At 57.5% G+C, this 12,779-nt stretch carries 13 protein-coding genes and 2 pseudogenes; 7 read left to right on the top strand and 8 right to left on the bottom strand.

Going from position 1 to position 12,779, the window contains the following annotated elements:
- Positions 1 to 13 precede the first annotated feature (13 nt).
- Positions 14 to 1,006: an IS110 family transposase gene (locus M1R55_RS30845; RefSeq protein WP_249394689.1), complete on the bottom strand. Its 993-nt coding sequence runs from the start codon at positions 1,004 to 1,006 to the stop codon at positions 14 to 16.
- Positions 1,007 to 1,245: 239 nt separating this feature from the next.
- On the opposite strand from M1R55_RS30845, the pseudogene M1R55_RS30840 reads away from it, so the two are divergent.
- Positions 1,246 to 1,494: pseudogene (locus tag M1R55_RS30840) on the top strand (DDE-type integrase/transposase/recombinase); the annotation flags it as partial.
- A 56-nt stretch (positions 1,495 to 1,550) separates the two neighbouring features.
- On the opposite strand, the gene M1R55_RS30835 reads toward M1R55_RS30840, so the two are convergent.
- Positions 1,551 to 1,919: a hypothetical protein gene (locus tag M1R55_RS30835; RefSeq protein ID WP_249396725.1), complete on the bottom strand. Its 369-nt coding sequence runs from the start codon at positions 1,917 to 1,919 to the stop codon at positions 1,551 to 1,553.
- Between the two features lie 421 nt (positions 1,920 to 2,340).
- On the opposite strand from M1R55_RS30835, the gene M1R55_RS30830 reads away from it, so the two are divergent.
- The gene (locus M1R55_RS30830; RefSeq protein WP_249396852.1) at positions 2,341 to 3,168 is read left to right on the top strand and encodes an IS5 family transposase; all 828 of its coding nucleotides are present in this window, start codon (positions 2,341 to 2,343) and stop codon (positions 3,166 to 3,168) included.
- A 15-nt stretch (positions 3,169 to 3,183) separates the two neighbouring features.
- Here the strand turns inward: M1R55_RS30830 and M1R55_RS30825 are convergent, their stop codons facing one another.
- Entirely contained in the window at positions 3,184 to 4,107 is a 924-nt protein-coding gene (locus tag M1R55_RS30825) for a hypothetical protein (protein ID WP_249396724.1), read from the bottom strand.
- Between the two features lie 293 nt (positions 4,108 to 4,400).
- Positions 4,401 to 4,493 (bottom strand): annotated as a pseudogene (locus tag M1R55_RS30820) (hypothetical protein); the annotation flags it as partial.
- Between the two features lie 432 nt (positions 4,494 to 4,925).
- Between M1R55_RS30820 and M1R55_RS30815 the strand changes: the two are divergent.
- Positions 4,926 to 6,053: a PQQ-binding-like beta-propeller repeat protein gene (locus M1R55_RS30815; RefSeq protein ID WP_249396723.1), complete on the top strand. Its 1,128-nt coding sequence runs from the start codon at positions 4,926 to 4,928 to the stop codon at positions 6,051 to 6,053.
- Positions 6,054 to 6,478: 425 nt separating this feature from the next.
- Here M1R55_RS30815 and M1R55_RS30810 read toward each other — a convergent pair whose 3' ends face one another.
- Entirely contained in the window at positions 6,479 to 7,108 is a 630-nt protein-coding gene (locus M1R55_RS30810; RefSeq protein WP_249396722.1) for a hypothetical protein, read from the bottom strand.
- A 141-nt stretch (positions 7,109 to 7,249) separates the two neighbouring features.
- Entirely contained in the window at positions 7,250 to 7,636 is a 387-nt protein-coding gene (locus tag M1R55_RS30805) for a hypothetical protein (protein ID WP_249396721.1), read from the bottom strand.
- A gap of 84 nt (positions 7,637 to 7,720) precedes the next feature.
- Here M1R55_RS30805 and M1R55_RS30800 point away from each other — a divergent pair, with 84 nt between their 5' ends.
- The 3 genes from M1R55_RS30800 to M1R55_RS30790 all read left to right on the top strand — a co-directional run bounded on the left by M1R55_RS30800 (position 7,721) and on the right by M1R55_RS30790 (position 9,578).
- Positions 7,721 to 8,032 carry a type II toxin-antitoxin system VapC family toxin gene (locus M1R55_RS30800; RefSeq protein WP_249396720.1) on the top strand — a complete coding sequence of 104 codons (312 nt, stop codon included), beginning with the start codon at positions 7,721 to 7,723 and terminating at the stop codon, positions 8,030 to 8,032.
- Positions 8,033 to 8,526: 494 nt separating this feature from the next.
- The gene (locus M1R55_RS30795) at positions 8,527 to 8,790 is read left to right on the top strand and encodes a hypothetical protein (protein ID WP_249396719.1); all 264 of its coding nucleotides are present in this window, start codon (positions 8,527 to 8,529) and stop codon (positions 8,788 to 8,790) included.
- Between the two features lie 128 nt (positions 8,791 to 8,918).
- Positions 8,919 to 9,578: a hypothetical protein gene (locus tag M1R55_RS30790; RefSeq protein WP_249396718.1), complete on the top strand. Its 660-nt coding sequence runs from the start codon at positions 8,919 to 8,921 to the stop codon at positions 9,576 to 9,578.
- 177 nt (positions 9,579 to 9,755) lie between these two features.
- Here the strand turns inward: M1R55_RS30790 and M1R55_RS30785 are convergent, their stop codons facing one another.
- Together M1R55_RS30785 and M1R55_RS30780 are read right to left on the bottom strand one after the other, a co-directional pair.
- Positions 9,756 to 10,988, bottom strand: a complete 1,233-nt coding sequence (locus M1R55_RS30785) for a permease prefix domain 1-containing protein (protein ID WP_249396717.1) — start codon at positions 10,986 to 10,988, stop codon at positions 9,756 to 9,758.
- Positions 10,985 to 11,314, bottom strand: a complete 330-nt coding sequence (locus M1R55_RS30780) for a PadR family transcriptional regulator (RefSeq protein WP_249396716.1) — start codon at positions 11,312 to 11,314, stop codon at positions 10,985 to 10,987. Before M1R55_RS30780 ends, M1R55_RS30785 begins: the two co-directional genes overlap by 4 nt.
- A 565-nt stretch (positions 11,315 to 11,879) precedes the next feature.
- Between M1R55_RS30780 and M1R55_RS30775 the strand changes: the two genes are divergently transcribed.
- Positions 11,880 to 12,776, top strand: coding sequence for a WD40 repeat domain-containing protein (locus M1R55_RS30775; protein ID WP_249396715.1), 897 nt, complete (start codon positions 11,880 to 11,882; stop codon positions 12,774 to 12,776).
- The last annotated feature ends 3 nt before the right edge of the window (positions 12,777 to 12,779 follow it).

Genomic DNA, 12,779 nt, shown 5'->3' with positions numbered 1-12,779 from the left:
TGAAACGCAGGTGTCAAGAGACGACTTGGGGGCGTTGGTACCCCAGCTCGAAGGGTTTCGCAGACCGAAGGACGGCGAAACTTGTGCGAAGGATTTTGCGTGCCAGGGCAATCAGGGCGACCTTCTTCGGCTTTCCTGCCGCAACCAATCGTCGATAATAGTCACCCATCGGATTTTTGAGACGAGACACCGTGACAGCCGAGAGGTAAAAGGCCTTTCTCAGTCGACTGTTTCCAATCTTAGAGATCCGACACCGTCCCACCATGGCGCCCGACTGGCGCGGCACCGGAGACAATCCAGCGTAAGCGGCCCATTGCCGCGAATCCTGGGCGTCTTGGAGATGACTCGTCTCGGCCAGCACGATCGCTGCGGTCAACTTCCCGATCCCCGGCACGGAAGACAGGAGGGCCACTTGTTCGCGGAGTCCAGCGGATTCCGCCACACACGCATCCATCGCCCGTTCAACCGTGGCGCGCTGCTGTTCAAGCAGCGCCAAGCGCTCTCGACCCAGTTGGACGACCAACTCAAGAGCTTGTTCACGATGATCCAGGGCGTGCTGACGTCCTTTTTCAAGAGTGATCAGAGAAATGACCGCATCCCGTTCGTGGATCAAAGCACGGAGTGCTTCTCGATCTCGTTCAGCGGGCATCCAGCAGGCTGGATGCATCGTCTCGCCATACCGCGCAATCAGCTCGGCATCCATTTTGTCTGTTTTGCCCCGCCTCAACGTACTTTTCGCATAGAACTTAATCTGCGCTGCGTTAACCACACTGACCCGGTAGCCTGCCAAGTGAAGCTTCAACGCGATTCGCTCCCAGTACACGCCGGTCGCTTCCATCACCACCGAGGTCTCTTGGGCCGTGACGCCCTGTGTCTCCAGCCAGGTCTGCAGACCGGTATGGCCTTCGGCGGTGTTGGCCACCACCTGCCGAGCTGGTTTCAATTCGGGTTGCAGGAGACAGGCGTACAGCTCGCTTTTCCCCACGTCAATGCCGAGTACCACCATAAAAACCTCCTGGAAAGGGAAAGGTCATCACAGCCCGGTTCGCTCGGCGAGATTTTGTGTGCAGGCTTCTTGGCCTCAGATACTGTTGCGCCTGATCGAAAGGGCCTCGAGCCGGCCAGAATTTGCAATCCGACCTTGGAAGGTCAAAGATGTCAACAGGCTTGATGGCTCGAGGGGGAGTGACAAGCACAGCTTCCCACAGCTCTGCTCAACACACAAAGATGTCAGTCAACGTCGACCACCAGCAGGTGATCTGTACAGCCAGGTGCAACAACGTCATTGAGCAAGAACACCGATCTACACGGCGACAAGAGCGAAGTCAGCAGGGGTTCAGGCGACGGAAACGCGCTCAAGAGTTCCTGAATACGCACGCCCGAGTGACCAACCTCCACCATCATTCCCGAACCAGTGTTTCCGCCGCAGAAAGAAGAAGCAATCAGCAACGAGCGTTCCAGACGTGGTCAATCGTCGCGGCAGGGGTGGTCTGAGATTCGGATCACCCTTGCCCTTGGCTTGCCGTGACGCCAGTTAAGGCAACACAACCCTATTTGTAAATATTCCTGCTGATGTATCCACTTCTTCCGTCAGGATCTGTGTATACATATACTCTGCCGTTTTTAAGTTCGATAGGAAGATAGACACCACCCTGCGATTTGCAGTTAGATTTCCCGCAGTCTATCAAAACTATGGAATTTTTTCCTAAAAACCACTTACCTTCTGATGTTACTGTGTTAGATTTACTAACCGTGACAGTGTATCGCCTATCTTTCTCTAAAATCAAAATGCTGACTCCCTCATTGATATTATCGTAAATGCCTGCGATAGACAAGACATTTATCTCCGATTTATCACTACTTTTGCTCATCAGGGGAGTGCATATAACTGGGAACATAATAAGCCATAGAAATTTCATGTGCCACGCCTCCTAATAGCTAGATAGAGTACAAAATATCATACTCCAGTGTTCAAATGGACAAAAACTCTCTTTGAACGCGAAAATCGAAACTGGTCGACGTCCACATTTAACACCGCTAAGGTCTGGCCAGATTGGAGAGCTTTGGCGAGAACCATTCGGTTCTCGTTTGTTCCAGAAGTCCGTCGTCAAGCACTTCTTCTAGAATTGCCTGCCCTCGATGCCTTCCAGCACGCAGAAACCCGCCTCAAGATTTAAGGTGCCAGATGTTAGTCAATGCCCTACTGCGGAGCGCCGTTGCCCTCGGTGCAGTGTCAAGAGCTGAGCCCCAATCCCGATATTCAGGTCTAGGGAGCTCGACTGGGGCTAAGGCCTGTAGGCAAAGTGTTGAAATTTGAGGGCATAGCAGTATCTTTTCGTACTGTGGCGCGAAGAAATCACCGACGAGCAGTGGAAACGTCTGGAACCCCTCCTCCCATCCCGCTTTGGTCTGGGACGGCCTTATTTAGAGCACCGCCCCATCGTCAGTGGCATCCTCTGGGTGCTCAGGACAGGTGCGCCCTGGCGCGACGTCCCAGAGCGTTTCGGCAAATGGACCACGATCGCCAGCCGCTTCCGTCGCTGGACGGCCCAGGACATTTGGCAGCAGATCTGGGCAGCACTGCAACGAGAAGCTGACCTGAAGGGTCAGCTCGACTGGTCGGTCCACTTTGTGGATGGCACGGTGGTGCGAGCGCATCAATGTGCTGCAGGCGCACGAGGTGGGCAAGAAGAGGAAGCGCTGGGACGATCACGAGGCGGGTTCAGTACCAAGATCCATCTGCGTGCTGAAGGACACGGAAAGCCCATGGCCTTCGTCCTGAGTGGCGGAGAACGCCACGAATCCAAATACCTGCAACCTCTGTTGGAGACTGGCGCGGTGGTTCGTGCAGGACCAGGACGTCCCAGAATTCGTCCAGATCGTCTGGTGGGCGACAAAGGCTACAGCTACATGATCGTTCGCAAGTATCTGCATCGCTGTGGCATTCGGGTCACGATTCCTCGGCGCAAGGATCAGGGAGACAACATTTGCTTTGATGCTGTGCTGTACAAGCAGCGGAACAAGATTGAGCGTCTGGTCAACCGCTTCAAGAGCTTTCGGCGGATTGCGACCCGGTACGACAAGCGAGCGATGAGTTATCAAGGCTGGTGGACACTGGCGGCGGTCTTCATTTGGATGTCACTGAATCAACTTGCACCAAAGAGTTGACGTCGCTGTGCATCTTCAGGCTTGATCTAATGAAGCAACGAGGTACGGAAATCCATATTCACGCGCCATCTGTTGCACCCTGTATCTCACCAGTTGGTTGAGGAGGGAGCGCTGCCCATCATGGTGTGATGGTGGTTGCCGGTCACATCTGAGGCATTCCGTCACTAGGTCCCTGAGGTTGGACTCCAACTCGTCCTCGTCGGGCCACAGTCTCGCTTGCACGTCTCGAACGGCTTGCCAGGCATCGGTGCTGAAGTCGCCATACAGCGACAGCAGCGGCAGATGATGCGGCCTGACCCGCCGAATGTCCTGTGGAGAGACTTTGAAAGTGCACAGCAAGTCGTCGGTCATGAGCCGCGCGGGCTCGTTCCAATCCAATTCAAGGATGAAGTCATCCGCCAGACTCATAAAAAGCCTATTGAAGAAGGGATCATGAGGCGCGTCAATCGTGGTCAAGAATGCAGCGAGTACCTGAAGAAGCAGCCCGGCACGGTCAGTCGTAGCCGGACGATGAGGGACGTACTCCCGAAACAAGAGCATCTGAAAATGGAAGTCGAGAATGGAGTTGGCGATGGGCGTGAACTCCATTGGGGATCGGCGAAATGCCTTTTCAACACGACCTGAGGTCAGGTCTACAAACAGGTCATTCAATGTCTCAGGAAGAAAACCAATCGTCCCTATCTTCAGTTTTGTGCCGATGACTTCGGGGGACATCAGCTCGAGGATGACGCGCTGAGCAGAATGGATCGATAGTTTCGGAGAGGCTGAAATGGCAAGCTCAAGCGGAAGTCCGAGCGTTCCCAAGAGGAACATGACGTCAGGGGCAGCGATCGTTGGGTCAGGCAATGTGTAGGGCAGGCAGGCGCCGCCCCAGACCTGTTGAAGAAAGTGAACGTCGTCTAGTGTCCATGGCGAGACCACTTTGTCCTGATCTGTCATCCGATGCATGATATGCGCCTATCACCCTTGGCCGACAGACCCTAAAGCCGCCTCGTGATCGTCCCAATGCTTCTTCTTCTTGGCCACCACGTGCCCCTGCAGCACACTGATGTGCCCGAACCACAGTGCCATCGACAAAGTGTATCGACCAGATGTGCTGCCAAATCCCCTTGGCAGTCCAACAGCGGAAGCGGCTGGAGATGGTCATCCATTTGCCAAAGCGCTCTGAAACGGTCGCGCCAGGGAGCACCCGTTCTGAGCACCCAGAGGATGCCGCTGACGATGGGGCGGTGCTCTAAATAAGGACGTCCCAGACCGAGCAGGGGTGGCAGGAGGGGTGGCAGACGTTGCCACTGTTCATCCGTGATTTCTTCGTGCCACAGCACGAAAAGATACTCTCATTCCCCCAAATTTCAACCCTTAGCCTACACACCCTAGGTGTCCATGGCGAGATAACTTTGTCCTGATCTGTCATCAGATGCATGGTATGCGCCGATCACCCTTGGCCGACAGACCCCAGCGCGAAAAGAAAAATGCACACTCAGTCGCACACAGTGGCTGCTGATTTGCGGCAATGTGCCGAGCGTCCCGCCCATACACTGGCTGTCCGTGACCCCAGGATCATCCCCCCTGTCCCGCTTACCTGGAATGACATCCCTGCACGCGCCGCAGCTCCCCATCCTGACCCTTATCCCGAGAACTCCACCTATTTAGCTTGTAAAGCAGCGTTTAAGGAGAAGCAAATGAAACGTGCCCTATGTCTGTTCACTGTGGCCCTCTGCAGTTGCTCAAGAGGCGCAGATCAAGGGGAGACAGCCATGTATCCCCCCCTTGTTCCTATATCGAGCGAAGCTTTGGTAAGCGGAGACACACCCGTTCACTTTGGTGACCTGATCATTGCCGAAGAAAATGACAGCAAGTATCAAAAGTCACTCGGCGAGGTTGCCTACGACCTCAACTCTCGCAAAGTAGCGTGGCGTACCTCAGAAATATTTTATGGTCACGAGAGTGCGGTGGTCGGCAATCACCTGATTTACTTCAATGGAAAACACCAAATTGCAGTGATCAATCCGGCAGGACAAGAACAGAGCAGGACTGAGTTGCCCCTGAGTGTTCCAGAGCAGGCGTTGGGCCATCTCATTTCGACCTCCGTTCAGGTGGTCGGAGAGGTGTTCATTCTCCCTATGCACAGCACCCTCCTCGCGTACCGAATCGACGATCTCCTGTCCTCTGAACTCCCTGCGCAGCCCCTCTGGCGCTTTGATGTCAAAGCCCTTTCTTCTACAGGAATTGCCCGATTCCCATCACTTTCCTGCGCTGTGCAGGAGCAGGCCTGTTACGTTATTGAATCGAAAGGGTCACCTGAACAACAACAAGCCAGCACCGAGGTGGTCAAGTTAGACGCCCTCACTGGGCAGGAAAATTGGCGGAAAACCCTGTTTGCTACCCAAGCGGGAGATACTCCGCACCTGGGCGTCGTCCAAAGCGGAAGAGGAAGCATTGTTGTTCATGTCCAAGGGACATCCGTTGTGACAGCGTATACACAGAGCGGCACCGAACTCTGGAAGAACACCAGCATCCTTTGTCCCGGTGGGGCGACCAATATCCTGTCTCACCTGATCGTTCGAGATGACGTGGTGGTGGTCTCCCCACTGGGTGACCGATGCTACACCGCGCTAGAAGCGAGCACGGGTGCAACACGTTTTGTCTTCAGTCCCCCACTGGGCGGGTCATTTGGTCAAGTTCCAAGCTTCGTCAATGGGGTGATGTACGCCACAAATGGCTTCCTGTGGGCTGTCGACACGGAGGATGGTTCTATCCTAGGCCGCTCAACGACAGAACTGCCCTATGCCCAAGGAAAAACAGGGACAGTCATATTTGACGCACCTCGGCAGCAATTGCTGGTCTGGGGAGGCAAACTCAGTGCCTTCCGGCCGGTTCGGTAGGGTGAAAGCAACGAGTAGCGACTTCAGCTCGGAGTGAACCCATGTCTGAGGGGTTCACTCCAGGTTCACCCTTGGCATACAGCCCCTAACCACCCGCCGCATCGTCTGCACCCTAGAGTTGCGCACCCGCCTGATTCAGCCGGGCGAGACGGCGACCTTCCCCAGCTTTCCCTGGAACAATCTGAACACACTCCAACCGGGGCAGTATGCCTGGGTCTACGGGGAGGAACCGTTTCCCTTCACGCTGACGAAATAGTGGGGCAGTGACGTCCCACTCAGGAATGACGGCCTGTGTCCTGACCAGCGGGCGTGCTGGGACGGCTCGCCAGCGCGTTCGTTCAGCCTCTGGGCTGGAAGGGCTGAGCAGGGCTTGACCTGCCGAAGGCCGACATTCTGGCCTCTCCAACACCAGCTCTAGCTTGTGCTCAAGTTTCACCGACACGTGATGCGCGTCGCAGACCCACGCCGGCAGTGACGAACACGGCCAGTGCGCCCCAGAGGCTGGGGTTCGGGAAAGTCAATGCGATTTGCTCGGCGCAGCCCCGGTTCTCGACCCAACGAGTGCAGCGCGAGGCATCCAGCGTCGCCACGGAAGCGGTGGTCATCCCGGGGGGGTCAAATTCGTCCAACCCGAGGGTGGGCCGTGCTAGGAGGAGATTGTGGCGGTGCTCGGCCAGCGCCAGGATGAGTCCACCTCCACCGCCAACGAGGGCCAAACTCAGCAGGCTGGCTCGCAGGACGCGGTGGGCAGAAGAGCGCGTCCTGGGCTGGCACAGGCCCCACATCAGCAGCGCTGTGAGGGCAAGCCATCCCAACGCGAGGGACTGACCCAAGTGCGGCCCGGTCAGCGGCCCGTCTCTGCTGAAGTACTGGAGGCCCAGCAGCGTGTACCGCACCCGGTCAACCCCGTCCGATGGTGCATCCCTATTACTCAACGCATCCCCGGCAAACAGCGTATCCAGGAAGTTGTAGCCGAGCAACGCGAAGCCAGCGAGCAGGCCCAGTGCGCTCCAGACCGTGACCAGGGTGCTGATCCGGCGGTCTTTTAGACTCACCTGTGTCCGAAGCTGTGAAGGCTAATGCTGAGAACAGGGGCGATCAGAAGAGCCGCTCTCCGGCAAGGTCTAAACATGAGGCCCGCATAGAGATTGTCGTCGGTGCGGGTGTTGCTGCCCTGCTTGGGACGGATTCCCGCATCAGTTGGAATCCCGCACTGCACGGCTGGCCTGGTCTGGCTGGAAGGTCAGGTTGACCGTGACTGGCGTTCCGGTCGTAATCCCGCCGCACCCCCCGGCGTTGCGGCCGGGGATGTTGACCGCGACCGACTGCGCTGCGGCGCCGGGCGCGCTGACGTCGAAGGTGTACCGGCCCGGCTGCCCGAAGCGGCATGCTAGATCGCATACCAGCCGGTCAGCTTCAACCCGAATGCCGGAGACCGTCCCGCCCGCCGAGCCTTCCAATCCAGTCGCTTGCAAGGGGGTCACGGGCTGGCCATCCTTCACCACGTTCCGGATGTACACGGTCGGGAGACTGGCATTGGCGCCCGCGATCCTTGCAGACTCGATGCTGATCATCCCAGTCACGATGCCAGCGGGGCAGGTGGAGGGAGCTTGAAGGCCGCAGCTCACCAACACGAAGGGGATCAACAGGAGGATGCGCATCGTCCCATGGTACTGGCCCGACTCAGCGCTGTCGAACTCACCCCCGCAACCGTCTTTCCTGCGGGCACGCAAGTGCGCGCCGTGCTGGACAGCCTCACGCAGACGTGGAAGGTGTTGCCGTTGCTGCCTGCCGACTACTTCGACGCCATGAGCCGCTGCCGAGACCTCGGGCTGCAAGGTGGAGCCATCTACGACACGTTGATCGCTCAGGCGGCGTTGCGGGCAGGGGCAGTGGGGTTGGTGACGCTCAACGCCAAGCACTTCGTGCGCCTCGGTGACGACGTGCAGCGGCTGGTGGTCGCGCCACAAGCCCTTTGACACCCGGTTCCTCTGGCCTGAACCGATGCCGCTGAGCTGGGCAGAGTTGGCTGGTCGCTCTCAATAAAGACGCGCATTTGCGTCCTCGTTCTGCCCCACCGGCTGCTATGGTCAGGCATGAAGCGGTTGCTCCTGCCTCTCACAGCCTGCCTGTCCCTCCTCACCGCCTGTCCGTCTGCGACGCCCGAAACCCTGAAGATCCCCGATGGCCCCGCCGCCCTGAACGACACTTGGCAGGGCACCTTGACGTCTGCCGTGAGCTGGCAACCCCTGACCGCCGGGGGGGGACGGCTGTACCTGTTACGCCGCGAACGGTTCTGTCAAGTTAAGTGCTTAGTAACTCATGTCACTTTATTTTCCTAAGCTAATTACAAATACGTGTAGACCAATTCAGTTTCAGACAAAATTTGTAGGGTACTGGAGGGCTGCTTACCCTTGATTGACTACATCCCTGAACGAGGTTGAACTCATGTTTCACAGAACGTTCGGTTAACTTGACACAACCCCGCCGAAGCGTGGGCAAAGTGTACCGGAGCTGGACGCCGCCCAAGTCCCAGACACGTGAGGCGTTGTCGGGAAGCTGTCACAAGATCAGGCGCACGCTGAATCATGCCCCCGCTGCCCAAATCACCACCACCGCCGCCCCGGCCCCCGCCCACGATCATGCGGTTGAAGCGTCCGCTGTCAGACGCGGCGATGGGAATAGGCGGGTTTTGCTGGACAAAGGCGTGCGCCTCCAGCCTGAACAAATCCCATAAGGCTGACCGGATGGTTGTGGCAGGACACCCGCCCTCTACCGCGCAGAAGGGTCGGCTCTGGGCACCCCGCTGCTGAGGAAGTCAAATTCGTGGCTTGCCTCCTCGATCACCCCATACACTCCAGTGGAATGACTGTGCAACGTGTTGACCTCCCTGTCCTGGGCTACCGGAGCGAGCCCCTGCGCCATGTGTATCTCCAGCACCCCGTGCCAGTCACGGCGTTGGGCCTGCTCCTCCCAGGCCTAAGCTACGGACTCAGCCGTCCTGGGCTGCTGTATGCGTCCCGAACCCTGACTGATTTGGGTTTCGATACGTTCGGACTGGACACGAGCTATCACACGCCAGAATTTCAAGCCCTCCCTGACGACATGACACGCCCATGGCTCACTCAGGATGTGGAGGCGGCCTTCCAGGCGGCGTGGCAGGCGCGTTCCTACACCCGCCTATGTCTCGTAGCCAAATCACTGGGCACACTCAGTCTTCATTTCCTGCTGGCTTCTGGTCAGGTTCCAGAAGACGCGCAGCTCGTGTGGCTTACCCCCGTGCTGAACCGTCCAGAGGTGCTCGAGCAGATCCTGCAACGCCCTTCTCAGTCCCTGGTGGTGATCGGAACGGAAGATCCGCATTTTCAGGAAGAACGCATCACACACTTGTTGGCGGCCGGGGTCGAGGTGTTGGTGTTGACGCACGCTGACCATGCCCTAGATGTTCCGGGTGACACGGTAGCGTCTTTGGCGCATTTGCACCGAATCATGCAACGGCTTCGTGCCTTCGTGACGCAGGGCTGAGGGTGTTGGCTGAACGTGTGAGTGAAAGGCAGTCTAGTCTCTGATTGTCAGGGTGCAGTGTTTTTGTCGGGCAGTTGCTTCTTCACCCCACTGATCGCCCAAATTACGCAACCGCTCGCCTACAGCCTCATGCTGGTCGTGATGCCAGCCACGCCTTTAGGTCTGAGGCAACGAAGGTTACTGACCGTATTTCTGGACAGGCTTGAGGGTACTCGCTGGAACTGCTGTAAGTTTCAGGTTTTGGAGGTCGGCAGCGTTGAGGCGGTACACCAACACCGCTTCCTGACCTTTGGCGGTGGCGGCCATCAGTTCGGCAGGCGTGTTGACCACGTGGGGTACAGGAGCGTAGTAGCCTTGATAAGTAGGGGCTGGCAACACCCCTCCTTTGACTGCGCGTACCCGCAATAAGTAATGTTCTTGAGCTTCAGCAGTCCTCTTATCTACCAATTGTGAATTGCTTACGGTGGCAAACAAAGCCTGATCAGGGGCATCAATTTTGAGTTGATGGCCTTGCTGATCCCCTTGATCCATGATGTACGCGATTTTGAGTGTCGTGCCTGTCGCCAGTGTCAGCTGGGATTGGAGCTGCTCAAGCAAACTAAAGGAATAGAAGTCGGTTGCTCTGACTTTTGCCGTTGGTGTTCCCAATTGAACACGAGCAGAACCGATGTTCAAAATTGGATTCTCAAGGCCCTCTAATTTCAACTGAATTCCCAGAGGGAGGGAGCGGCTCAGAAGGTGTACAAATGGACCAGCTTGAATATAGATTTGCCCGCCAATCGTCTTGGACGCGTTGTTGAGATTCAAACCTTGAATGTCCGTCCGACCTGGAAAAGTCAACTGAAGATAGCCGTCAAAGCCGGGAACAGTGTTCACGATAATTCCGCCTTTGCGGAGGGCAGCGAGCAAATCAGTCAGAGACAATAAGCTGTTGGAAGGCTTCGGCATCGAGGCGCGGCATTCGGCTTCAAATGTAGCTTTCCCGTTGGGCTGAGCTAATTTGCGCCGCATGGATTCTGCATCGGCTTGCAGCAACTCCTTGAGCAGGGCCTCGTTAAAGACACACGAATTGCTCGGCACCTGCGGATCAGGAATCGCCCGCACCATCGGTACTTGCGCGACCGCCTGTAGGCTCAGCAGTGTCCCTATTCCGGCTAGCAACACACTGCGGTACACGGTGGGCAACGTATGCACGGCGTTTAGGTCGCGGGCAACAGCCGACGCGCTGCCAAAATCGCGCAGGGCAGCAGTCGCGGCAGCTTGTTCATCCAGCCCCAGCAAGCGGTGACGATGAATCTTGTCTTCCAGTGCACCACGCAATTCCTGTTGAGCATCTTGGCGGCGTGGCCCGCGTAATCCCCGTGTGGCCTGCCGGATGTAGCGGTCTATCTGGCGTTCAATGTGGTTCATACGGTGCCCCCGATAACGCCCTGTATTGCGCGGCGGAACTGTTCGTAGCGTTCGCGTTGGGCCTTCAGTTCCTGCTGACCGCTGGGGGTAAGGATGTAGAACTTGACCGGGCTGCCCCCGCGTGGCAATTGCTCGAACGCGCCGCTGATCCAGCCTGCTTTCTCTAAGCGGTGGAGCGCGGGATACAGGGTGCCTTCGCGCAGGCTGAAATAGCCGTCCGTGGCCGCCTGAACATCGGCAATGATCTGACCGCCGTAACGGGGAGAGTGCTCTAGGGTGGCGAGCAGAAGAAGATCAAGGTGGCCTTTGAGTTGTTGTGCGTCCATGGAGAGTCCTTTGCGGGGCGCTGGAGAGAAGCGACCTAGCTTTGCGAGGTAGCGACATAGTAAAGCTAGGGACATCGGAAAGCAAGAGACAAAGCTGGTTCGTCATCCCGGTGCCCACAGGAAGTTCAGGGTTGATCCAGCTTCGCCGCGAGACCGGCAGTCAAGAATGGCCGGCCAGTCGGTACTGTTGGAGAGGGAGCAGAGACGACCTCTTCGAGTAACGGAGGGAGCGCTTGAAAAGCATTGGCTCGTCACTTCGTACCCTCGGCTCACGACCGCCTCGTACGGTATGCAATCCGTTAGCTCTGGTAGGCAGAGAAAATCGTATGTGATTAGCGGCATTTGAGAAGCGTTACCATAAATCTGCTTGAAACTTTCGTCCAGAGCTGGGATGACCTAGAAGTAGAGCACCCGTCAGCTCGTTTCAGGAACCCCTCTGGCAGATTGAAAGTTAAGGTGACAACTCCTGCAGCAACCCGGTACCCAGCCGCTCCTTCAGACGTCCTCCGAACTCCTGTTCAGTGCCAAGAATGTCTTCGCCCGCTTCGGCACCCACAACGGGGTCTTGAATCTCACGGTCTGTCGGGCCACCTGGGACCTGGTCAGCCTGAAAGTCGGTGGCGCAGGCCACGAGGCCTTTCTCGGCGCTACGCCGTACATCATCAGCGGCGACTTTGCGGGCCAGGTGAATTGGTGCACCAAGGAGAGTGCACCACTGCGCAGTCTCCAGGCCTTTACGGGCAGCACCCTGGCCCTGGATGTCAGCCTAGACGGCACCCTGGTGGCGGCGGGCGGTTGGGACGCCAAGCCTGCCGTCAAGATTTATGACGCGGCCACCGGAACACTGAAACAGACGTTGCCCCTCAAAGACGGCCCTGCGTCATTGACCTTCTCTGGGGACGGCAAGACCCTTTTGGTACTGGACGCCAACCGAACCTACACCTGGTTCGATTTGGCCAACGGGAAGACGCTGAACACCTGGACAACCCCGTCCCAAATCACCTCCAACCTCAGGGGCGGCGGAGCCCATCTCTTTCTGGAGTGGTCACCGGGCGGTCTCCTGCGGGTGTATGACGCCCAGAAGGGGCGTGCCAAATTCTCGCTTCGGAACTACAACCTGTCGGGTCAGACCTTTACACCCGATGGACAGTGGATCGTGACCGCAGGCCTGAACGGGATTCTGAGCAGCTACAACACCCAAGACGGCAAACCGGGTCCCCAGGTGGCGTTGGGAGTCGTGGCCGGTGCGGGGTTGATGGCCGGGCAAAGCGGCGCGGAAGTGATCGCACTTTTGCAGCAGAACACGGAGGGCCAGCCTTCCCGGATCCTGACGTCGGCCTGGAAGGTGGGGGAGAATACGCTGACTCCGAGGGGGACGGCGAACCGCCTCAGCGGGGGTTGGACTGTCATGAACCTAGCCAAGACGACACCCGTGAGTATTGCGCTGTGCCGAGCACCTTGAGGG

The sequence above is a fragment of the Deinococcus sp. QL22 genome, assembly GCF_023370075.1.
Lineage (GTDB): Bacteria > Deinococcota > Deinococci > Deinococcales > Deinococcaceae > Deinococcus.
The sequence above is the reverse complement of the archived record's forward strand: the minus strand, read 5'-3'. Positions and strand labels throughout refer to the sequence as shown.

What these genes read in the sequence shown, in the direction of transcription:
- M1R55_RS30845 (WP_249394689.1), bottom strand. Translation starts at nt 1,006, where the DNA reads ATGGTGGTACTCGGCATTGACGTGGGGAAAAGCGAGCTGTACGCCTGT.
- M1R55_RS30835 (WP_249396725.1), bottom strand. Translation starts at nt 1,919, where the DNA reads ATGAAATTTCTATGGCTTATTATGTTCCCAGTTATATGCACTCCCCTG.
- M1R55_RS30825 (WP_249396724.1), bottom strand. Translation starts at nt 4,107, where the DNA reads ATGACAGATCAGGACAAAGTGGTCTCGCCATGGACACTAGACGACGTT.
- M1R55_RS30815 (WP_249396723.1), top strand. Translation starts at nt 4,926, where the DNA reads ATGTATCCCCCCCTTGTTCCTATATCGAGCGAAGCTTTGGTAAGCGGA.
- M1R55_RS30800 (WP_249396720.1), top strand. Translation starts at nt 7,721, where the DNA reads ATGGTACTGGCCCGACTCAGCGCTGTCGAACTCACCCCCGCAACCGTC.
- M1R55_RS30790 (WP_249396718.1), top strand. Translation starts at nt 8,919, where the DNA reads ATGACTGTGCAACGTGTTGACCTCCCTGTCCTGGGCTACCGGAGCGAG.
- M1R55_RS30785 (WP_249396717.1), bottom strand. Translation starts at nt 10,988, where the DNA reads ATGAACCACATTGAACGCCAGATAGACCGCTACATCCGGCAGGCCACA.
- M1R55_RS30780 (WP_249396716.1), bottom strand. Translation starts at nt 11,314, where the DNA reads ATGGACGCACAACAACTCAAAGGCCACCTTGATCTTCTTCTGCTCGCC.